General features: G+C 44.8%; 21 protein-coding genes. All 21 read left to right on the forward strand.

Annotated elements, in window-relative coordinates:
- Positions 1–2: 2 nt before the first annotated feature.
- The 21 genes from CWC14_RS05920 to CWC14_RS19140 all read left to right on the forward strand — a co-directional run bounded on the left by CWC14_RS05920 (position 3) and on the right by CWC14_RS19140 (position 20,976).
- Positions 3–599: a DUF3486 family protein gene (locus tag CWC14_RS05920; RefSeq protein ID WP_002960376.1), complete on the forward strand. Its 597-nt coding sequence runs from the start codon at positions 3–5 to the stop codon at positions 597–599.
- Positions 592–2,196 carry a terminase large subunit domain-containing protein gene (locus CWC14_RS05925; protein ID WP_138561824.1) on the forward strand — a complete coding sequence of 535 codons (1,605 nt, stop codon included), beginning with the start codon at positions 592–594 and terminating at the stop codon, positions 2,194–2,196. The genes CWC14_RS05920 and CWC14_RS05925 overlap by 8 nt, the downstream gene beginning before the upstream one ends.
- A 157-nt stretch (positions 2,197–2,353) precedes the next feature.
- On the forward strand, positions 2,354–3,907 hold the full coding sequence (locus CWC14_RS05930) for a DUF935 domain-containing protein (RefSeq protein WP_138561826.1): 1,554 nt from the start codon (positions 2,354–2,356) through the stop codon (positions 3,905–3,907).
- A complete protein-coding gene (locus tag CWC14_RS05935; protein ID WP_138561828.1) occupies positions 3,908–5,389 on the forward strand; it encodes a phage minor head protein in 1,482 nt (493 codons plus the stop codon).
- On the forward strand, positions 5,386–5,580 hold the full coding sequence (locus tag CWC14_RS05940) for a hypothetical protein (RefSeq protein ID WP_138561830.1): 195 nt from the start codon (positions 5,386–5,388) through the stop codon (positions 5,578–5,580). Before CWC14_RS05935 ends, CWC14_RS05940 begins: the two co-directional genes overlap by 4 nt.
- On the forward strand, positions 5,580–6,032 hold the full coding sequence (locus CWC14_RS05945; RefSeq protein WP_138561832.1) for a phage virion morphogenesis protein: 453 nt from the start codon (positions 5,580–5,582) through the stop codon (positions 6,030–6,032). The genes CWC14_RS05940 and CWC14_RS05945 overlap by 1 nt, the downstream gene beginning before the upstream one ends.
- 71 nt (positions 6,033–6,103) lie before the next feature.
- A complete protein-coding gene (locus CWC14_RS05950; RefSeq protein ID WP_138561834.1) occupies positions 6,104–6,676 on the forward strand; it encodes a hypothetical protein in 573 nt (190 codons plus the stop codon).
- Between the two features lie 291 nt (positions 6,677–6,967).
- Positions 6,968–8,152 carry a phage protease gene (locus tag CWC14_RS05955; protein ID WP_138561836.1) on the forward strand — a complete coding sequence of 395 codons (1,185 nt, stop codon included), beginning with the start codon at positions 6,968–6,970 and terminating at the stop codon, positions 8,150–8,152.
- The gene (locus CWC14_RS05960; RefSeq protein ID WP_138561838.1) at positions 8,152–9,060 is read left to right on the forward strand and encodes a Mu-like prophage major head subunit gpT family protein; all 909 of its coding nucleotides are present in this window, start codon (positions 8,152–8,154) and stop codon (positions 9,058–9,060) included. The genes CWC14_RS05955 and CWC14_RS05960 overlap by 1 nt, the downstream gene beginning before the upstream one ends.
- A gap of 74 nt (positions 9,061–9,134) precedes the next feature.
- Positions 9,135–9,626, forward strand: a complete 492-nt coding sequence (locus CWC14_RS05965) for an HI1506-related protein (RefSeq protein WP_138561840.1) — start codon at positions 9,135–9,137, stop codon at positions 9,624–9,626.
- Entirely contained in the window at positions 9,627–10,055 is a 429-nt protein-coding gene (locus CWC14_RS05970) for a gp436 family protein (RefSeq protein WP_138561842.1), read from the forward strand.
- Positions 10,055–10,474 carry a phage tail terminator protein gene (locus tag CWC14_RS05975; RefSeq protein ID WP_138561844.1) on the forward strand — a complete coding sequence of 140 codons (420 nt, stop codon included), beginning with the start codon at positions 10,055–10,057 and terminating at the stop codon, positions 10,472–10,474. Before CWC14_RS05970 ends, CWC14_RS05975 begins: the two co-directional genes overlap by 1 nt.
- Position 10,475: 1 nt before the next feature.
- Positions 10,476–11,228 carry a phage tail tube protein gene (locus CWC14_RS05980; protein WP_138561846.1) on the forward strand — a complete coding sequence of 251 codons (753 nt, stop codon included), beginning with the start codon at positions 10,476–10,478 and terminating at the stop codon, positions 11,226–11,228.
- A gap of 80 nt (positions 11,229–11,308) precedes the next feature.
- Positions 11,309–14,881 (forward strand): tape measure protein, encoded by a 3,573-nt coding sequence (locus CWC14_RS05985; RefSeq protein WP_138561848.1) that lies wholly within the window; start codon positions 11,309–11,311, stop codon positions 14,879–14,881.
- Positions 14,878–15,240, forward strand: a complete 363-nt coding sequence (locus tag CWC14_RS05990) for a hypothetical protein (RefSeq protein WP_138561850.1) — start codon at positions 14,878–14,880, stop codon at positions 15,238–15,240. The genes CWC14_RS05985 and CWC14_RS05990 overlap by 4 nt, the downstream gene beginning before the upstream one ends.
- A gap of 10 nt (positions 15,241–15,250) precedes the next feature.
- Positions 15,251–17,383, forward strand: coding sequence for a hypothetical protein (locus CWC14_RS05995; RefSeq protein ID WP_138561852.1), 2,133 nt, complete (start codon positions 15,251–15,253; stop codon positions 17,381–17,383).
- A 5-nt stretch (positions 17,384–17,388) separates the two neighbouring features.
- Positions 17,389–18,357 carry a hypothetical protein gene (locus tag CWC14_RS06000; RefSeq protein WP_138561854.1) on the forward strand — a complete coding sequence of 323 codons (969 nt, stop codon included), beginning with the start codon at positions 17,389–17,391 and terminating at the stop codon, positions 18,355–18,357.
- Entirely contained in the window at positions 18,354–18,671 is a 318-nt protein-coding gene (locus CWC14_RS06005; protein WP_138561856.1) for a hypothetical protein, read from the forward strand. Before CWC14_RS06000 ends, CWC14_RS06005 begins: the two co-directional genes overlap by 4 nt.
- Complete coding sequence (locus CWC14_RS06010; protein ID WP_138561858.1) at positions 18,668–20,506, forward strand: hypothetical protein; 1,839 nt, start codon at positions 18,668–18,670, stop codon at positions 20,504–20,506. Before CWC14_RS06005 ends, CWC14_RS06010 begins: the two co-directional genes overlap by 4 nt.
- Positions 20,499–20,723 (forward strand): hypothetical protein, encoded by a 225-nt coding sequence (locus CWC14_RS06015; RefSeq protein ID WP_138561860.1) that lies wholly within the window; start codon positions 20,499–20,501, stop codon positions 20,721–20,723. The genes CWC14_RS06010 and CWC14_RS06015 overlap by 8 nt, the downstream gene beginning before the upstream one ends.
- 76 nt (positions 20,724–20,799) lie before the next feature.
- Positions 20,800–20,976: a hypothetical protein gene (locus CWC14_RS19140; RefSeq protein WP_171036829.1), complete on the forward strand. Its 177-nt coding sequence runs from the start codon at positions 20,800–20,802 to the stop codon at positions 20,974–20,976.
- Positions 20,977–21,050 lie beyond the last annotated feature (74 nt).

Genomic DNA, 21,050 nt, shown 5'->3' on the forward strand with positions numbered 1-21,050 from the left:
CCATGAGCGAATCAATCCGCAGAGGCCAACCCAGCAAAGTTGATTTACTGCCCGAGGATATTAAAAAGCAGCTCGACTCAATGCTACGCGATAAGCGCTTTAGCCAGGGCGAAATACTTGATGCCGTAAATACCTTGATCATTGAGTCAGGCTTAGACGAGGGCGCAACCATTAGCCGCAGTGGCCTTAGTCGCCACGCCCAAAAAACCGAAGCCATAGGCCAAAAGCTACGCGATTTACGCGAATCAACCAAAGCACTTACCGCCGAGCTTGGCGAAAAGCCCACAGGCGATACCACCAAGCTAATTTTAGAAATGGGCCGTTCTCAGCTATTCCGCGCTATGCAGCAACAAATGATGAACCCCGACGAAGATGCAGCGGTAGACATCGACACCATAAAAGACGCCATGCTCGCAGCTCAGCGCCTTGAGCAAACCGCCATGGCCGCTCACAAACGCCAGCAAGAAATAGAAAAAGCTTATGCGCAAAAGCTCGCTAAAGACCTAGACCAAAAGGTTAAAAACGAAAACTTACCGCAAACCGCAGACGACATGCTGGCCTTTTTCAAACGCGACATATTAGGGCTAAAGCATGACTAGCACCGCGCAAAGTATTACCCAAACTAACGAACTACCACTAAGTAAGGTGGCCGGTTCTTTAGCGGTTGCCATGGGCACAGACATACTTTTTGGCTATCAAAAAGCATGGATGGAAGACGAGGCAATAGTAAAAATTGCCGAAAAGTCTCGCCGTACTGGGTTAACCTTTGCCGAAGCGCTAGACGACGTACTAAGCGCAGCTGCACCCGCAAACGCACAAAACACCTATTATCTTGGCTCAGACAAAGAAATGGCTAAGGAGTTTATAGATGCTTGTGCATTTTGGGCGCAAAAGCTCAACATGGTTATGGGGGAAGTCGAAGAGGGCATATTTGAAGAAAAAGACCCAGACGGCACCAAGCGATCAATCAACACCTTTGAAATTAAATTCCCAAGTACCGGTAAAAAAATAGTAGCGCTAAGCTCAAACCCGCGCAACTTACGTGGTCGCCAAGGTAACGTAGTAATAGACGAAGCCGCATTCCACGACAAGCTAGACGAAGTACTAAAAGCTGCAATGGCGCTTACCATGTGGGGCGGGCGAGTACGTATTATTTCGACCCATAACGGGGTAGATAACCTATTTAACACCCTAATAACCCAAGCTCGGCGCGGTCTTAAAAAGTATTCCGTGCATCATATTCCTATTGATAAAGCGCTTAGACATGGGCTTTATAAACGTATTTGTTTAGTGAGTGGGCAAGAGTGGACGCAAGCCAAAGAAGACGCATGGCTTGCTAATCAAGTTGATTTTTACCCCACACAGGATGCCGCTAACGAGGAGCTTTACTGCGTACCAAGCCAAGGCGCAGGCCAATACCTAAGCCGCCGCCTGCGCGAACGTGCCTTAAGTGATGACTGCAAAGTACTACGTTATGAAGCCCCAACCGACTTTGAAAGCTGGACCGAAGAGCAGCGCGTAAAAGACGTAGCGACTTGGTGTAAGCAAAATATTGACGAGCTTATAAGTAGGTTAAATCCTGATCTAACCCACGCCTTTGGTGAAGATTTTGCCCGTAAAGGCGATTTATCCGTATTCAGTATTGGTGAAATAAACCAAGACACCAGCCTAAATGTGCCGTTTATGGTTGAGCTGCGCAACGTAACTTACGAGCAGCAAAAGCAGATTATGCTTTATATTTGTGACCGTTTACCAAAATTACGTGGCCTTGCCTTTGACGCCACAGGTAACGGTGGTTACTTAGCCGAAGCTGCCAGCCTTAAATACGGCACAGAGTTAGTTGATAGCGTGCATTTATCACAAGCCTGGTATCGCGAGTGGATGCCAAAACTAAAAGACTATTTTGAAACCGACAATATAACGCTACCAAAAGACCAGGACGTACTCGACGACCTAGGCCAAATCAAACTTAAAAACGGTATTGCGCAGGTAGATAAAGGTAAAAACACCGGTAGCGATGGCAATAAACGCCATGGCGATAGCGCGGTATCAATCGCTATGCTAATCCGCGCCGCTGAAATGGACGGCAGTGCCATTGAGTTTACCCCACTGCCCAGCAAAGCTCAGCAAAGCGTAAATAGCATGCGGCCAGACCACAGCGACGATTTTGCAAGTGATCGTAAAGCCGCATGGTAGCGCGGCGCTTTAGGGTGTTTTATCAAGAGATATTCACCGCCCAAGTACAGCAATTAGACATAACCGCCGCCAGTTTAGCCAAGGCCCACCAACACACATTAACGCTTGATATATACGTACTAAGCATTAAGCCCATCATTAAAGTTAGAGTAAACCCATGACCCAAATAGTAGATATTCACGGCAACCCGATTAAATCAACCGACTTTAAGCAAACCCAAACCGAGCAAGATAGCCGTGTGGGCATGCTAATGCGCCAATTTGCTGAGCACCCAAGCGAGGCGCTTACCCCTGCAAAGTTAGCACAATTACTTAAAGATGCCGACGCAGGTAACTTAGCGGCCATGGCCGACTTAGCCAAAGACATGGAAGATAAAGACGGCCACTTGTTTAGTGAGCTTACCAAACGCCGCCGAGGCTGGCTTAAATACGATTGGTCAGTAGAGCCACCCCGTAACGCAACAGAGCAAGAAGAAAAAGACGCAGCTGCAATACAAGAAATATTAGAAGATGCCACTTGGTTAGAGGATCTAATCTTTGATTGTAGCGACGCAATACTAAAATCGTTTTCGTGTAACGAGCTTGACTGGGCGTTTGATAGCGGCGAGCATATTATTACCGGTTATGAATTTCGCGATCAAAACTTATTCCAAACCCACCCAGATAACCGCAACCAGTTAATGCTGCGTGATAACAGCTACACAGGCCAAGCACTAAACCCGTTTGGCTGGTGCGCGCATATTCACCGCAGTAAATCAGGGTATATTCACCGCACTGGGTTAACCTCAACGGTGGCATGGCCGTACTTATTTAAAAATTATTCAATCCGTGACCTTGCTGAGTTCCTAGAGATTTACGGCTTACCACTGCGCTTGGGCAAATACCCAAATGGCGCAAGTGATGATGAAAAAGCCACCTTGTTACGTGCCGTGCTTAGCATCGGCCATAACGCAGGCGGTATTATCCCGAAGGGCATGGAGATTGAATTTCAAAATGCCGCTAACGGCCAATCCGACCCATTTGAAGCCATGATCAAGTGGTGTGAAACCACTCAAAGTAAAGCGGTATTAGGCGCAACGCTAACCAGCCAAGCCGACGGTAAAACCAGCACAAACGCGCTTGGTAATGTTCACATGGACGTACTAAACGACATAACCGAAAGTGATTTAAAGCAAGTAGCTAATACCATAACGCGCGATATTATTTACCCAATGCACGCGCTAAACTCTAAAAGCTACTCAGGCGCACGCCGTATACCGCGCTTTAAATTTGACACCAGCGAAGCCGACGACATAGCAGTATTAGCTCCAGCCCTTAAAATACTTACAGAGGTTAACTACCCAATCCCTGCAAAATGGGTGAGTGAAAAAACCCAAATACCACTGCCTGAAAAGGGCGAAGCAATCCTCAGCCTTACCACAACTGAGCCACAAACCGCTTTAAAAGGCTTTGCTGCACTTAAAAACACACCGCAAAAAGACAACGCCGACTTAGTGGCCGAGCAGCTAGCAGCACAAGCACAAACTCACTTAAACAGTATGAGCGATGCTGTAACCGAGCTTGTTAAAAATGCCAGCAGCTTAGAAGAAATACGCGACGGCATACTTGAATTAGAGCCACAAATAAGCACAGAGGGCCTTACTGAGATAATGGCAAAGGCCATGGCAGCAAGTGAGTTGTTAGGCGCACTAGAAGTGGATGAGGGCCGTTAAATGGCTGTTAGATATGGCTCATTACCGTTTGACGATGGCATAAACTTTTTTCGGCAAAAGCTAAACACTCCCAGCAATAGCTGGGATGATGTATGGCAAAGCGCCCACAACCGCGCGTTTATGGTGGCAGGTGTGACCAAAGCCGACATGCTTAACGACTTTTACACCTCAGTCGATAAAGCGATCAGCGAGGGTAAAAGTTTAAATTGGTTTCAAAAAGAGTTTGATAATATCAAAGCCCGTTACGGTTGGGAGCATAACGGGCAGCCTGCATGGCGTAGCCAATTAATATACGAAACCAATATACGCCAAGCCTATAACGCAGGCCGCGAGGGGCAAATACAAGCACTAAAAGCAAGTCGCCCTTATGCGCTATACAAGCACGGTGATAGCGAAACCCCGCGCGTACTACACTTAAAATGGAATAACTTGGTTTTACCCGTTGATGATCCATGGTGGGATACCCACAGCCCGCAAAATGGCTGGGGCTGCAAATGTAAAAAGTTTAGCCTAAGCGAACGTGAGCTTAAACGCCGTGGCTTAACCGTAGGCTCAGCGCCAGATAATGGTAGTTATAACTGGACTAACAAAAAAACGGGTGAAGAGTTTGAGCTACCACTGGGTATTGATCCGGGCTTTGACTACACCCCCAAAAATACCGCCCAGCTTACCAGCCAGGTTAAAAAGCAAGTAGCAGATAAGCCGCCGCTTGCTAAACGCATAGAAGATTACCAAGCTACCCGCATTGTACCATCGGCTTATAGCAGCGCTAAAAACGTCACCGCGCTAAAGCTTGATCCGCTATTGGCACAATTAGACAGTGAAGTACTTGAAGGCTTAAACGACTTTCTAACAGCCAAAAAAACTAAAACCGTATTTGTAAATCAGACCCAAATGAGTGCAGGTTCTAAAGCAAATGCCGCTATACGTAGTGAGGTGGGGGAGTACTTAGGCGTAGATGAATTTTATGCACGCATGCAATACAGTATTCGCGGCGCAAAAGGTTGCGGGGGCTTTACTTCTGTAGGGTATGAGCACATTGTTGTAAAAGTGAAAAGCGCCCAAAACTTAGCTAAAGTTGATATGCAAGCGCTAAAAGACAGTGCAGCACTCACGGTGCAACGCTCAGCAAACAACAAAGGTGAATACCCGTATAATTGGCACGGTGAAACAATAAAACGTGATCATACTATTTCGCATAACGCAGATTCACTAGATAAACACCAGGCGCATAGTTTAGTGTCTACATGGCTGCACGAACTCGGCCACCAAGTGCATTACTATGCAGGTGCGCCAGCGCTATTAAAAAATGCGCTGCCCGTAACTTATTACGGCGCGCTTAATAAATATGAGCAATTTGCAGAGGCGTTCACCGCCTGGGCGCTGGCTCGTAAAGAGCTTAAAAAATGGCAACCAGAGCTTGTAAGCTGGATAGACCAACTAGTAAAAGATGCCGCTAAATCACAGGATAAAAGACGATGAAATTAATAGAGCAAGCACAGCAGCTGCTACAGCAAACCCCGTACACATTACAAACGTGCCGTGAATTTGCAAAGCTTGAGCAACAAGCAAAAGGGCAAGAGGCTAACCAAATTGCTGATCTACTGCCCGCACTCATTGCAGGGCTGGACCAGCAAACGCACATGCAAGCATTTAACGAAGGGCTAGTGTAATGGCTGGTGCGCGTATTGATATAAGCACCGAAGGCGCAACCGCTGTAAGCGATGTGCTCACCCAGCTGGTAAAGAACTTAGACAACTTAGCCCCAGCACTTGGCAATGTGGGCGAGCATTTAATGTTGACCCACCGTGATCACTTTGACGAGCAACGCAGCCCCGACGGCGACCCGTGGCAGGCACTTAGCCCAGACTACGCTAAGAGCAAAAAAAAGAATAAAGATAAAATACTCAGGCTTAACGACATACTACGCGACACATTCGCTTATAACGTAGGTGACGAATCGTTAGAATTTGGTACAAACATAGAATACGGCGCAATCCATCAATTTGGCGGCACCAGCGATATGATCCCTCGCTTGGCTGCTATACCCGCAAGGCCATTTTTAGGTCTATCCGCTGATGATGAAACCGAAGTGATCGAAATATTAAGTGAGTTTTTAATTTGATACTTTTGATATAACAAAATACTATCATGTTCAATAAATTATCTTGCAATCGAGCTTTAAAGGAATAAACCATGAAAAAAAAATTAAGTCGTAATCAGTTAAAAAAATGGCTAAAAAAAGGAGCTAATGTCGCATTGCTATCAATTAGTTTAATGGGAGGGGCGAATATAAATTTCCAAATGAATAACAATATTACTCCCCAGTTTTTTTTGAGCAAAGTTAATATTGATGATTACCCTACAGGTCATTACTTAGTTGATTATAAGTATCAAGATAACTCTAACAAACCCGAACCAGACCCTTTGTATTGTGAGGTAGTTTTAGCTATGTATTATGACGTAGTTTTAAAGAGTGGTGGGGTTATAAAAAATATTGAAAATTTAGAGAACAAGTTAAGTGAGCATTCGTATATTTTGATTAGTGATGATCGTAAGAGTGCCTCTAGATTAAAAACGATCTTAGTGAAAAAACCTGATTATCCAAATGAATTGTATGAATTGGTAAACACTCTAAATGAGGACGCAGCCTTTGTTTCTGTGCATGAAGATAAAACCAATTTATTTGCTCATGCTTATGTAAACGGCAAACGAGTACCTGAACAAGAGGCTAAAAGTTACCATCAGGGGATAGTATTACAGCAATAAGCGAGTTTTTGATTTAAAAATAAAGCCCAAGCGCGTAGAATCAAATCTAAGCGCTTGTGATTGCCAAAGTCACACAATGTGGCGTTTAAATTATAATAATCGCTTACAGGCGATTTTAAACAGCGTTTAAACAGGGTTGCATTGCTAATATTGACTCGTGTTTTACTGTGACAAACCAAAATCCTCATTTTAAACTGTAAATACCCCTTATAAATTCCCGAAACACCGCACGGCCAACCAATACAAATCTAAATTCATACTGAGCACAGATTATTTAAACTGTGCTCAGCCATGAAAAAACCATTTACCAAACAAAGCTTACTTGAAACCGCCTCACTTACATCGGCGCTAGCTGTTTTATCAGCAAACAAACCTGCCGACCTAGGCTTTGCTGCGTGCCGCTTTGCAAGCGAAATAAACGAGCAAGGTATCAGTGAGCGCGTAATGGTAATGCCAGACGGCTATTTTAAATCACACGATGGCCGCCCGTTCGACGTACCTGCTAATGCCTGGTTACTAGACCAAGCTGCATTTGAGCTACTTAAAAGTACAGCCAGCACCCGCACCAACGACTACCACTTTGACTACGAGCATCAAACACTACACGCCGAAGAAAACGGCAAGCCAGCCCCAGCTAGCGGTTGGTTTAATCCAAGCGATTTAGAGTATGTACCAGGCGAGGGGCTTTATGCTCTTAACGTTCGTTGGACACCCAACGCACGCGCACACCTAAAAAACGACGAATATCGCTTTATAAGCCCTGTTTTTCATTACGACAAACAAACAGGCCGCCCAACCAAATTACGCCACTTTGCCCTTACCAACGACCCTGCGGTTGATGGTATGGACAAAGTCGCCGTTTTAAAGACTTCTAAAACCCATGTAAACAATGGAGATACACCCATGAACGCAGCTCAAAAATTGCTGAGCTTGCTAGGTGTCACTGTGGATGGTGATAACGTCACCGATGCAGATTACACCAAAGCAACAACAGCACTCGCCGCTTTGAAGGCCAAGGCCGACGAAGCCGATACGCTCACAACCCAGCTCAGTAACGCTAATGACGCCGTTGCAGCACTTAAAGCGAATAGCCCTAATGAAGTTAATTTAGCTAAGTACGTGCCTGTAGAAACCTATAACGCATTGCACACTGAAATGGTCGCGCTTAAAAGCAGCAGCGCCACGCAATCGGTTGAGCAAGAAGTAAATAAAGCCAAGCAAGACGGCCGCATTATTGCGTCAGAAGTTGAATACTTAACATCGTTAGGTAATCAGCAGGGCGTTGCAGCGTTAAAAGCTGTGTTAGATGCCCGTTCACCGATTGCAAGCCTTACCGCTCAGCAAACCACCAATACACCTAAGCCAGAAAGCGACAAAGACGGCTTAGCAGCACTCACCGCAGAAGATAAGTATGCCGCAGACCAACTTGGTCTATCTCATGCTGCTTATGCCAAAGCTAAACAGGAGCAAAACTAATGGCTTTAGTGACCCCAGCACTTTTAACCGCTTTATTTACCGCGTTTAAATCTGAGTTTGAACAAGGTAAATCAGAAGCAGCACCGCAATTTACAAAAATTGCCAGTGTAATTAAATCAACCTCGGCCAGTAATACCTATGGCTGGCTGGGCAAGTTCCCAAGCCTGGCTAAATGGGTGGGTGATCGTAATGTTCAAAGCATGAAAGCGCACGCTTATACCATTACCAATGACGATTACGAGTCAACAGTAGGCGTAGACCGCAACGACATTGAAGACGATAACTTAGGCGTGTATTCCCCAATTTTTAAAGAAATGGGCAGCGCGGCGGCAATTCACCCGGATGAAATGTGTTTTGAATTACTCGCAGCGGGTTTTACAACCTTGTGCTACGACGGACAAAACTTTTTTGATACTGACCACCCAGTCGCACCAAATGCTGATGGCACTGGCGCAGCAGTATCAACAGCGAATATGGCCGAAGATGTTGCTTATGAGGGTGAGCCGTGGTTTGTGCTAGACACCTCAAAAGCCCTTAAGCCGATTATTTTTCAAGAACGTAAAAAACCACAATTACTTGCTATGACCAAAGTTGATGACGAGGTGGTATTTACGTCTAAACAATACCGTTATGGCGTTGATTGTCGTGATGCCGCAGGGTTTGGTTTTTGGCAGCTTGCCTTTGCTAATAAACGTGCGTTAACGCCAGATAACCTATGGGACAGCATTGAAAAAATGCGCAGCTTTACAGCTGACGGTGGCCGTAAGCTCGGTATTAAATCAACCATGTTAGTTGTTCCTGCCAGCATGGAAAAGCTAGCTACACGTATGTTAGAGCGTGAGCTTGACTCAAACAGCTCAAACGAACTGAAAGGCCGTTTAGAGCTATTAGTCGCTGATTACCTTTAATCCCATCAATAGTTAAACCCTAATAAGTAAGGGGCGTTATAGCCCCATACTTTGAAACCAGGAGTAATAATGAAATGGCTAAAACGCTTAAACTCAGCCTTATCTCTGCTGTTATTGTCAGTTGCATGCAGCCAACAGGCTACCGCCGAGCTGGCCTCAGTTTCAACCAAGGTAAAAATGAAATCCCCGCTGATGGTCTTGACCAAGAGCAGCTTGACGCTATTGAAAATGATCCACGCTTATCGGTGCAAGCTATACCGCTCGATGCGAGTACTACGGCGCAATCACAGCTGGACGCAAATAACTTGGGTGCAGATTTAGACCAAAAAACCGAACTTTACCAGCTTGTTGATTACACCCAAGCCCCACAAGAGCTACAACCTATAATCGCGCTTATTATCGGTGCGCAAATGACCGAAAAGCCTAAGTGTGAACAAGTCACTTTTGAAGCACCAGGCGAAACCGAGGGCGAAGTGATAAGCGTTAAAGTATCAGCACAAGATCGTGATGCCGCATGGCAATGGCTACAGGACGCCGATACTGCCAATGCAGGCGAGGGCGAGTAAATGGCTTACGCAACAATAACCGCGATGCAACAGCGTTTTGGTGAGCGCGAGCTTATTTATTTAAGTGAGCGCGAAGATGGCCCCGTTGATGTAATTAATACCGCAGTTATTGAGCAGGCTATAAACGATGCAAGCGACGTAATTAACGGCTATTTAGCTGGGCGTTATGAGCTGCCGCTTGTCACCGTTCCGAACCTACTTGAGCAGTTTTGTTGTGATATTGCTCGCTACAAGCTTGGCACTAACGATGTACCTGAGCATGTAGAAACCCGTTACAAGGACGCAATTAAATTTTTAATGTCAGTAGCAAAAGGTGAGCTAAGTATAGGCGTTGACGCACTAGGCCAAGACGCCAAAGTGCAAGACACCGCCACAATACAAAGTGCTGGCTCAGTATTTGCGCGTGAAAAAACAAAGGGATTTATCTGATGTTTGAAATTACCACTGACTACTTTGCAGCTCAGCACCCACTTAAACAGGCGCTTGAACAAGTGCCAGGCATTAAGCGCGTTTACTTGAGTGATGAACTAGCAGACATCAAGGAAGACCGCCAAACAACCCCCAGCATTCACCTTATGTACTACGGCGATAACTTACCGGAGAGTAAAAACGCCGGTTACTTAATGCAGCTAACCCAAACATGGATTGTTGTGTTGGTAGTACGTAAGCAAGACACAAACGCAGGTGAGCACATAACAAACATTATTCGTGCTATGGCGGGCAAGGTACTTAACGGTACTGGGCCATGGCTTAGAGTAAACACCCCAGCTAAACCCCAATTCACCAAAGGCCACGCGTATTACCCGCTGGCTTTTACTTGTCAAATGAGACTTAAAGGAGCGCTTTAATATGAGCGACGGTATTTTACTTGCGGGCAACATTTTTGTTGATCGCTTAAACGAACAAGGCGTAAGCACAGGCCAAATATTTGGCCCAATTAACACCACTAAGCTTGGTATTAAGGCCGAAGCTGATTCGGTTGTACGTACATCAAATAAAAAAGCCACTAAGGGCCAATCACTTGATGACGTAAAAATAAGCAAGCCTACGGTTATTACATGGGAGTTTGACGACCAGCCAGCCGAAATGATCGCGCTTGCGCTTATGGGCGATGTAGCTGCAATTAACGACGCAGCCGGAACATTAACCGACGAAGCCGTAACCATGCCTACTAACCAATCGTGGGTTTCAGTACCAGGGCAAAACTTTACAAACGACGTAGTAGTAAAGCAAGCCACAGTAACGTTAGTTGCGGGTGTTGATTACGAGTTTAACTTTGCCCTAGGCATGATTCGCGCCATTAAAGGCGGTGCATTAGACGCTGGTGGCAGTATTACTGTAAGCGGTTCGTACAACGCCCGCACTGGTAAACGCATTAACGGTGCAACAGTAAGCCAAACGCGCTTACGTATTTTTGGCGAGGGCACAAACCTAGCCAATGGTAAGCAAGTTAACTTTGAAATTTACGACACTTCAATGATGCCAACCTCTGAGCTTGACTTAGCAAGCAGTGAGTTTGTAACCGCTGCGCTTGAGGGCACAGCTAAGCTGGTAGCAAACAAAAATGAGCCGTACTACATTGACGAGCTAGACGCTGAATAAGCCTTATTTAGCGTATTTATAAAGGGGCATTGTTTGCCCCTTTATCCCCATTTAAACCTTGTTTAAACTGAGTTAACACCATGGCAGATAAAACCTTAGAATTAGCCCTACGCATAGTTGCTGAGGCCACAGGCAAGCAAAATATTGAGCAGCTGGTAACAGAGCTTAAAAATATTGAGCAAAGCGCCGATGCCGCTAATCCTGCTGCTGATAAACTCAGTGAATCACTAGACCAAACCGATAACAGCGCAAAAAAAACCAGCCAAACCGCAGGAAAACTTGCCAACGAATTAGACGGATTAGCTAATCAAGCTGATCTAATACGTGCATTTGAGCAGTCAAAACAAAAATTAGAACAACAAGAAATAGCCACAGCGGCGGCAGCTCAAGCCCTCGACCAATTACAAACCGAAGCCAAAAACACTGATAAGCCATTTGTGCAACTCGCGCGCTCATTAGAAGCCGCCGAGAAAGACCTAACCCAAATGCGCACCGAGCTTACCCAGCAAACAAGTAAGCACGCAGCACTACAAACAGCCCTTAAGCGCTCTGATGTTGATACTAATAACCTACGTGCCGCCAAGCGTGACTTAGCTGCCCAGTTTGATAAATCTGGCCGCTCTGTCGATAAGTTTAGTAATGAGCTGCGCCAAGGCACTACAGTCCAACGCGCTCAAGCACAAAGCCTTGACGGCGTAATTGGCAAAGTTACCGCACTGGCTGCCGCTTATGTGGGGTTTGATCGGGTAGCTCAAGCCGTAAGCCAAGTATTTAGCACCGGTGATAAATTTGAAAAGCTCGGCGTGCAAATGCAAGCGCTTATGGGCGGTATTGCAGGCGGCGAAAAAGCCACTGCATGGGTAAAAGAATTTACTAAAAACACCCCGTTACAAATGGGTGAAGTAAGCCAGGCGTTTGTAAAATTAAAAGCGTTTGGCCTTGATCCAATGGATGGCACCATGCAGGCCATTACCGACCAAGCATTAAAGCTCGGCGGCGGGTTTCAAGAGGTTGAAGGTATCAGCCTTGCGCTCGGCCAAGCGTGGGCAAAACAAAAGCTCCAAGGCGAAGAAATCCTACAAATGGTTGAGCGCGGTATACCTGTTTGGGATCTACTTGAAAAAGTCACGGGTAAAAACACCGTTGAACTGCAAAAGCTATCAAGCGCAGGTAAGTTAGGCCGTGATGTAATTAAAGGCTTAATAGATGAAATGGGCCGCGCAAGTGCTGGCTCTGCTGCGGCGCAAATGGCGCTCTTTAGTGGGCAAGTGTCAAACGCTAAAGACAACATGGAGCAGTTTTATAACCTTATAGCGCAAAGCGGCGCTATGGATTGGTTAAAAGCCAACATTACCGCGCTTAATACTGAATTTGCAGCAATGGCGAAGGATGGCCGCTTGCAAGAGTGGGCGCAAAAAATTAGCGACACAATCGTAAGCACAGGTAATGCCATTAAAGGCGCAGCCACCACGCTTTATGAATACCGCGAAGAAATAGCCACTGTAGCTAAAGTATGGCTGGCGCTTAAAGTGGGTAACTATTTTAGTAGTGTGATCAGCGGTGCAACCACGGCCATTGCATCACTAAGAACCTACACAGCTGCTATTGGCTCAACCACCGTGGCAACTAACGCCGCAGGCATTGCAGCAACTAAATGGAGTACTGCGCTTAAAGCCGTAGGTAAGGCAGGTTTATACACCTGGTTAATTACCGAGTTAATCGACGTTGGTTTACTGTATAAAGATTTGCTCGTGGCAGAGGAATCACTTAGAAAGTCGCAACAAGCAAGTGCAATACAAGCCAAAGCATTAGCCGATGAATTACAAATGCTGGCTGACTCAACGGGTTTGATCATTCGTAATTCAGCCGAGTTAGACGCATTGATTGAAAACGGTAAACTTGTTTGGGACGAAGCCACCCAGCGCTATATAAACCTAGAATACCAACAACGTAAATTAGCCGAATCCACAGCAGCTGCAACAGAGGCCGAGCGCCAGCGCCAAGAACTGCTTACGCTCTCACTCCCCGAAGCCCTTAAAACGATTCAATCATTAGAGCAGCAGGCCACAAGCTTAGATGGTGTAAAAGTCGGCGTTGATGGCTTTATCCAAAGCATAGAATCTGCCCGTGTTGCAATTGCCGGCGCTGGTGAACAGTACCAGGGACAGTTAGCAATTTTAGATGCGCTAAAAGTAAAGTTTGAAGAACACGGCGCATTACTCGAGCGTCAAAAAATATTTGCTGGTGATGTAGAAAAAGCCTATGCCGAACTAGGCTTAACATCATCAAAAGCATTAGATGAGACCGCTAATAAATTACGTGCAGCCTATGAGCTAATGCAGGAGTCAGAGCAACCATTAGCAGTGCAACGCCAGGCATATTTAAAATGGGCTGAGGCTGCCATTGCCGCCGCAGACGCAACCGATCAAACCGTACCCTCTAGTATTCAAGCCGCCGCTGCTGCACTGGGTTTAACTAAAGAACTCGATAAACTCATTGAAAAAGCAAATGCCTTAAAGCCTGTTACTGACACAAACAGCGATGCAGTAAACCGCTTTACCCGTGAGTTAGAGCAGACCCGTGACGCAATAAAAACCAATCTGCAAGTAATGGCGAGCAGTACGGCTACCGCTGAGCAAAAAGCCCAAGCGCAAGCCGCGCTGACCATTCAACAGCAGCGCTTAACTAACCAAACAAGTGATTTAACACGCGTTCAGCAGCTAGAGCTTGCAAGCTTAGGTGAATTACAACGCGAACATAGCCGTTTAACAGATGAACTTGAGCGCTTAAATGATCGCTATCAAGCAGGCAATTTAACAGCGCAGCAATACAACTATGAAAAGCAACGCTTAGGCGATGTGTTAAGTGTTGTAAATAATCTACTAGGCGATTTTAAAGGCGCACAAGATGCGGCCACGGCCTCAACTAGAGCTGGTACGCAAGCCACTAATGATCAAGTTAAAGCGAACGAATCAGCATCAAAAAGCCTACGTGAGCAAAAAGAAGAATTAGAACGTGTTGCCGCCTCAGCAAATCGCGCATCAAGCAGTGTAAGTCGTTACAATCAATCGCAACGTGCCAGCGTAAGTGACGTAGTCGATTATCAGGAAGAGAACGGGCGCAGCCCTTACGATTTAGATAGTAAAGAGATCAACGAAGAGCGCGAACGCCGCGCTTATGCTGACACCCAAAATACCCAATTTAATAAGTTTAGCGGCCAAATTGATAACGCCAGCAGTAGCAAAGCGCTGACTGAGTTATACAACAAAATCAATAAGCAGCTTACATACCTAACGCGTGAGCAAAAGAGCACATTAAACGCAGCCATTAGCGCACAGCAGCAAGCGATAAAAGCGCAAAGCACCACTCAAAAAGCCGTTGAACAAGTGCAGACATATACGCCTACATCAACGCCAAGCTATACGCCGCCTACAAACAATTATACGCCCAGCAATAAAGCCTCTAACGGTGATTTAAACAGCCTTACAACTGCTGTACGTGAATTGATAACCGTGCTTAAAAACCAACAGCCGAGCAATGGCAAAACAGTCCGGTTAGAACTTGCGTTGCCTGGCGGCCAATCGGCCAATTTGTTAGCTCAGTTTGAAGAGCAATTTTTACAAAAACTTGAACAGTTGAGTAACACCCAATGATCGTAATAAATGCACAAAGCCTGGATAACTTTGTTTGGCTCAATGAGTTTGATTATTTGCCAGTAGCCGAGCAAACCGAACGCGCATTAAACGGCGCGCAGCACATTGAAAAAACACTGATACCACAAGGCCGCCCAATTAATTTATACAGTGACTTTGAAGCTGCCAGCGTGTTTACACCTTTATATGAGCATGCACAAACAACCCTCACCGCGTTTGAAATAACTATACGCGGCACTGTGTTTAATGTTGTGTGGGACCACAGCCAAAAAGCCGTAGAAGCCGTGCCGCATACGCATTTTTCAGACTCGGCACCAACCCATTACCAAAACGTAAACCTACGTTTAAAAACCGTTTAAAGGCCAAATAATGAAAAGAACCGATTTAAAAATATTTGAACCTCAGCGCATTGGCAACGAGCCACACGCTGGCGGCCACCGCACAAGCAATGCAATTATCAGCGGTAAATTAAACGCTGTGTTTAGCTCAATCAGTGACATTGACCATGCCCGATCATCATTTGATCTCGTTAAATTATATCCTGCGCTTAGCACAGACGATTCAAGCCGCTTGCAAGACGCTCACATATTCTTAAGCGACCAACCAGACGACCCGTTAGTCAATGTTTTACTAGTTGAAGCTAAAGACCTAAAAGACACCGACACAGTTGCGGAAATGCTGCCTTATTTGTCATTGGCTAGCACAAAGTATCACGGTACTAGCTTATTAACTGCACCAGTAGATGCACAGGGCCAAGAGCTTCGAGTCGAGTCTGCAAGTCGCTCTTTAACACCGAGTATTCAAACGATTACTCAAGCATTAAATTTAAGTCCTGATAGTGAAGTTGGATTTAGAAGCACTCGGGTACTTAGTTACGGTGATATAACAGAAATAAACATTGAAGTACCTGATTTATTGATTGAGTCCCCAGTATTTAATGCTAGCTATCAAAGCTATAAGTTAACAACCGAAATTTATTTTCCACCTTGGGGTGCTGGGTATGAACGTCAGGTATATAAAGTTGTCACTATTGATTTAAAGCAGTCAGATCTAACTATTACTGGGAATACTATTTCAGTTACGCTTCCTAGATCTTCAGCAGTAACAAAAGACCAATATTTTACCCTGAATTATTTTAGTAAAGACGACTTTAGGTTTCATTCTTTCACTAGCAGCCCAACAATAACGTTAGCAGCGGGTGAGAGTGTTCTACCCGGTTATTGTCGTCTTAAAAAAGTAGGTGAATCGTCTATTTACAGAGCCGATGCGCAAGGTCGTTTTATTGCAAATGGCTACGTATTTGCAACTATTGACTATGAAACTGGTGTAATTACAGATATAGATGGCGCTGACTTCAACGGCTCTGTTGAAGATAACCTTGGTGCTACAATCATCAAAGGTGATAGAAAAACCCGTTCTAAACAGTGGCAATTACCAAACAGCTCGTTTGCTAGAGACTCGCTTTATATCACTTATACAACAACGGATGGCACAACATTCAGTGCATCAAGTGATTTGAGCGGCGCTATAAGTGGCACGAATGCGACTGGTGAAGTGAGTGCAACTGGTTACGTTGATATAACGTTTACGGTTGATGTTCGCCCTGATTCAATTCGTTACGATTACAACGAAGTTTCTCAAGTGACTGTACCCGCACCAGAGGGCGGTTTTGATACATCAAAATTACCGGGCGGTGGCACGGTAGCAATTTTCCATACGTTTAACCCAATCAGCGTACAGAACCGTGAACGCACAGCTGCTGCAACGTTATCAAGCGGCCAAACGATTACCGTTTTAGCTGATGCTGATTTTATCGACATTGTAGACAGCACTGGTGCAAGTTGCTGGTCTGTAACTGATGACAACTACAGCTACGATGCTGCAACAGGTGACATCACAATAAACGCGGGAATAAGCGCATTTTCACCGCCGTTTATTATCACGGCCATACAATCAGAATTAGCGCTCATTGACGCAATCGACAGCAACACATTAAGCTTACTAACACCACTAAACCGTGCTTATCCGGCAGGCGCAACGGTGAGCAGTGTGCAAGTGCTTGGTGACTTTCAAGCGCAAACAAAAGACGAGCGCACACTCGCAGCTTGGCAAAACAACTTTGGTGATTTTGGCGCAGCAGCATCAAGCGCAATCAATACCACGCAATACCCAATAGAGCTTACAAATATAGGCGCAATAGCACAGCGCTGGGCCATCGTGTTTACATCAACCACCGCTTACAACGTAATCGGTGAGTCGGTAGGCAACATTTACAGCGGCGACACGCTAAACGACTGTGCGCCGATTAACAGCTTTGCAGGCGCACCATATTTTATATTACGGGCCGATGCGTTTGGCGCAGGCTTAAACCCCGGTGAAGCGTTCTTGTTTGAAACCCTAGCGGCAAGTAAACCAACCATGGTTACGCGCTCAGTATCACCCGGGCACTCTGAAATAGTGCGTGACAATTCAACCCTCAGTTTTCGTGGAAATAAGGATTAAAAATTATGGCACAGCCAGTTACAGTATATCGTTGGGATGATGTGGGCGCACCGCAAATAGTCGATGGGAGACCTAGTGAATTTATTAATGTTCTTAAGAAGTGCTTAGCTGAAGGCTACGGTACTAAAACTGCTGTCGGTTGGTCTATTGAAGATGAAAACCTACCAGAAGAATCTCCGTTTCTTGCGCTAAAAAACAATGTTTCAACAGGTGGTTCCGGCGGAGTGCTTATTGCTTCAGCATCAAATAATAACGCAACGAATTCAATAAGATTACAAAGTGCTTTGGACTATATATCTAAATCTGAACAATCAAGACTTGGTGCATACTTTTATACCAGTACTGGCGGTTCTGGTATTTATTACCCAAACAACTGGGTAATAATAGCAAGCGCTACAGCGTTTTTTTATATAGCTCATAGTGAAAATCGGAAAAATTTGAATTACTTTGGAGCCACCAATCATTCTATGTTTTTTGCCGGTGATTTTAGCTCTTTTTATGGTTTTGATTCTGCAAGATTTATAACTCTTTCGGGAAAAATAAATAACACGTCCACAAGTTGGAATACGCAGCTTAATTACTTAATATCAGATGACTACACTAATTCTGCTGGCTATATTTATGCGCTAGATTCATCTGTTTCAAAAGCTAATTCATATTTATTAACCTCTTTCGGTAATCATGCACTTAATCAATCAAGCATTCAGGATTCCTCCCCTGAAATTAGAGTGCTTAGTCCCTTTTTATTATCAACTGGCTCTTATTCTTTAGCCTCTGCTGGAACAACAGGTAACAGCGAAATACTTCCTTTTGTCAGAGGGCAAATACCAGGGTTGTTTGCATCTCAAGAGTATGGATATAGAAGTGAAAGTATGCCATTCATAAAATTGATAGATGGATCGCAGTATTACAGTGTACCAAGAGCCAATAGCGGTGGGACATCAATCTGGATAAATATGGAAGAATGGCCATGATACTACCGATGCCAAAAATAAATAAGGCTCCGTTATTATTCTCTGCGCTCGTTGTTGACACGAAAGATGCTGAAAGAATGCTGATAATAAATAGAATGAATGGAGATAAGGTGGCGCATTTTAAAATAAATGATGGATTAAATACTAGAACTTTGCCGTTGACTTATTCAGTAGATCCTAATTTGGCAGTAGTGATGTTTGATGATGATGGTCAGTTTAACGCAGCAATTACAGATAATGTGCAAGCAATGTTAATTAATATTTTTAGCTTTGACATAAATAACCCGCAACCATACGAGCCGCCAGTAGCATGATTGAATTACGTTTTATTAACCCATACAAAGTTAATAAATCGCCTCTTCAATTAAGCTATCAAAATAATGACATGGATGTCATGGGTAATGATGCCGCGTTGGTGATGCGATTTACCAAACCGCATGCAATAAATACATCACCATTGACTATGCGTTTTGGTGATGACACTGGGCCAGTTGATCCAACGCTACCAATCTTACAAGCTAACATTGGCATCGAATCAAGTTTAAGCTGGTTAAACCCACCATTAATCACGCAAGTTAAAAATTTAGCATGGCAAACACAGTCTGTTAAAACCGAGTTTGAAACGGCTTTTAGCAACGCTGAATTAGTCCCTGTGGCATTTGGTTTTGACTGGCAAACCACCGCATTAGTTACAGTACAGAGCAGTGTGAAATGGGGTAACAGCGGCTATGTATCAAACGTTATTCAAATGCCGTATAAAATCATCACGGCGATTGAATACAACGAAAAGGATTTTAACTGGTTAACTCAGTTAGATGTTGAACATACCGAGTTTAAACAGCACTGGAACAGCTCTGAATTACTCAAAACAGCTCGCGAGCTGCATTGGCATATAAAGCCATTATTAGAGTCGCGTGAGCTGGTAATACACTACGGTGAAACTGACAAAGAGTACATTTGTTACTGGCGTAATCACCCATTCAAGGGCTATGTCAATTTAGAGTTTACAGCGCCAGCAACGACACACAACGGGCGTCTAGTCATGCGTTTTAACAACCCCGACAAAGTTTGCTATTGGGGCCTGCCCGGCGGCTTAGTGCGCGGTGATGATGACGTACCAACCATTGATCGCAAAATCCCCATAGAACCCCAGCTAAGGAATACATACATCATGCAGCCAACCATTAATTGTGTGCGTGTTTCAGATGATTTAAAAATACTGATCAACAGCGTTAATTACTCAATATCTCGCGGCCAATTTAGCGCTACATGCAATATTAAATTTTGCTCACGTATCGACTTTGAACGCGCCCTGGGCCACGAGCTTAAAATCTCGCTAAATGGCTATGACTTTTATGTGATTTGTGAGCAGCCAAGCACTAGCAACCGCTTTGCAAATGCTAGCTATAGCGCAAGTTGTCGCAGTCGTTTTGCGTTACTATCTAACCCTTACGCCCGCGCTACAAACTACGCCAACCCAACCGCAAAAACCTTAGCGGGGATCATGTCTGACATACTCGTTAATACGGGGTGGTCACTCGATAATAAAATGATTGATTACCCAATCCCTACTGGCGCGTTTACATACACCAATTTAACCCCAGCAGCGGCACTGTTAAGCGTTGCTAAATCAGTCGGCGCAATACTCGATATTAACGACGCAACTAAAACTGTCTCAGTGGTCCCAGCGTGGCCCGTTATGCCATGGGACACAGCCAATGCAATCTGTGATGTGATCCTTAACGATTCAATCATACTTGAGCACAGCACTAGCCAAACAATAAGCCAGGAACATAACGCGGTATTTGTGCGAGGTGAACAGCAAGGCGTAGCGTGTAAAATCAAACGAGCGGGTACGCTTGGCGATCAGTTTGCTAATGATGTTGTAGACACGCTAATCACACACAACCAAGCAGCACGCCAACGCGGAACGTGTGAGCTGGCTAACAGCGGTAACAAGCAAAACACTACAATCAGAACCAAGCTTTTAGACGACTTACCACCTATTCGCCCAGGTATGTTAGTTGGCATTACTTACACAGATTCAGTATTTAAAGCGACCTGCGACAGCATGACAATTAACGCCAGTATCAGCGACCAAGGCGCTATTACAGTTAGCCAAACCATACAGGTGATCAGCAATGTCTAACACACTAAACCGACTCGGCTCAGTACTCGATAAAACTCAACGCACAATAGCGAACATCGTCACAGTTAACACAAACGGCACAACGCTAGTCGAATACAGCGACAGCAGCCAAAGCGTTGTACTAGGTGATAGTGTTCAAACAGGCGCGGTATACGTAGAGAATGGGCGCATAGTAGGCGCTGCACCTCTACTACCTTTTACTGAAATTGAAGTGTAAAAACGTTAATTTGTTGTCGCATCAGAAACGATAGTGTAGATTTTGCGCCCATATTTAATAATAAAGGAGTTTAAATATGAAAATAGATAATTCAATCAACCTATCTAATACAAACGCATTGCAGCAGCAAAACAAACCGCAGGTAAAACCAACACCGGAACAGAAAGTTGATTTTGCAGCAGCATTAGAATCAGAAATGAAGCTAATGAACGGCGGTGGCGGACACCCAATTAAAGATAAAAAACCTCGATAATGGAGCTGCCAATAATTGATGTGATTTTAAGCTACTCACTCAATAAGCTTGAGTTAATCGGTTTCATATTCGCA

It is taken from the genome of Pseudoalteromonas sp. S3260 (assembly GCF_005886925.1).
Classification (GTDB): domain Bacteria; phylum Pseudomonadota; class Gammaproteobacteria; order Enterobacterales; family Alteromonadaceae; genus Pseudoalteromonas; species Pseudoalteromonas tetraodonis.

What these genes read in the sequence shown, in the direction of transcription:
- CWC14_RS05920 (WP_002960376.1), top strand. Translation starts at nt 3, where the DNA reads ATGAGCGAATCAATCCGCAGAGGCCAACCCAGCAAAGTTGATTTACTG.
- CWC14_RS05925 (WP_138561824.1), top strand. Translation starts at nt 592, where the DNA reads ATGACTAGCACCGCGCAAAGTATTACCCAAACTAACGAACTACCACTA.
- CWC14_RS05930 (WP_138561826.1), top strand. Translation starts at nt 2,354, where the DNA reads ATGACCCAAATAGTAGATATTCACGGCAACCCGATTAAATCAACCGAC.
- CWC14_RS05935 (WP_138561828.1), top strand. Translation starts at nt 3,908, where the DNA reads ATGGCTGTTAGATATGGCTCATTACCGTTTGACGATGGCATAAACTTT.
- CWC14_RS05940 (WP_138561830.1), top strand. Translation starts at nt 5,386, where the DNA reads ATGAAATTAATAGAGCAAGCACAGCAGCTGCTACAGCAAACCCCGTAC.
- CWC14_RS05945 (WP_138561832.1), top strand. Translation starts at nt 5,580, where the DNA reads ATGGCTGGTGCGCGTATTGATATAAGCACCGAAGGCGCAACCGCTGTA.
- CWC14_RS05950 (WP_138561834.1), top strand. Translation starts at nt 6,104, where the DNA reads ATGAAAAAAAAATTAAGTCGTAATCAGTTAAAAAAATGGCTAAAAAAA.
- CWC14_RS05955 (WP_138561836.1), top strand. Translation starts at nt 6,968, where the DNA reads ATGAAAAAACCATTTACCAAACAAAGCTTACTTGAAACCGCCTCACTT.
- CWC14_RS05960 (WP_138561838.1), top strand. Translation starts at nt 8,152, where the DNA reads ATGGCTTTAGTGACCCCAGCACTTTTAACCGCTTTATTTACCGCGTTT.
- CWC14_RS05965 (WP_138561840.1), top strand. Translation starts at nt 9,135, where the DNA reads ATGGCTAAAACGCTTAAACTCAGCCTTATCTCTGCTGTTATTGTCAGT.
- CWC14_RS05970 (WP_138561842.1), top strand. Translation starts at nt 9,627, where the DNA reads ATGGCTTACGCAACAATAACCGCGATGCAACAGCGTTTTGGTGAGCGC.
- CWC14_RS05975 (WP_138561844.1), top strand. Translation starts at nt 10,055, where the DNA reads ATGTTTGAAATTACCACTGACTACTTTGCAGCTCAGCACCCACTTAAA.
- CWC14_RS05980 (WP_138561846.1), top strand. Translation starts at nt 10,476, where the DNA reads ATGAGCGACGGTATTTTACTTGCGGGCAACATTTTTGTTGATCGCTTA.
- CWC14_RS05985 (WP_138561848.1), top strand. Translation starts at nt 11,309, where the DNA reads ATGGCAGATAAAACCTTAGAATTAGCCCTACGCATAGTTGCTGAGGCC.
- CWC14_RS05990 (WP_138561850.1), top strand. Translation starts at nt 14,878, where the DNA reads ATGATCGTAATAAATGCACAAAGCCTGGATAACTTTGTTTGGCTCAAT.
- CWC14_RS05995 (WP_138561852.1), top strand. Translation starts at nt 15,251, where the DNA reads ATGAAAAGAACCGATTTAAAAATATTTGAACCTCAGCGCATTGGCAAC.
- CWC14_RS06000 (WP_138561854.1), top strand. Translation starts at nt 17,389, where the DNA reads ATGGCACAGCCAGTTACAGTATATCGTTGGGATGATGTGGGCGCACCG.
- CWC14_RS06005 (WP_138561856.1), top strand. Translation starts at nt 18,354, where the DNA reads ATGATACTACCGATGCCAAAAATAAATAAGGCTCCGTTATTATTCTCT.
- CWC14_RS06010 (WP_138561858.1), top strand. Translation starts at nt 18,668, where the DNA reads ATGATTGAATTACGTTTTATTAACCCATACAAAGTTAATAAATCGCCT.
- CWC14_RS06015 (WP_138561860.1), top strand. Translation starts at nt 20,499, where the DNA reads ATGTCTAACACACTAAACCGACTCGGCTCAGTACTCGATAAAACTCAA.
- CWC14_RS19140 (WP_171036829.1), top strand. Translation starts at nt 20,800, where the DNA reads ATGAAAATAGATAATTCAATCAACCTATCTAATACAAACGCATTGCAG.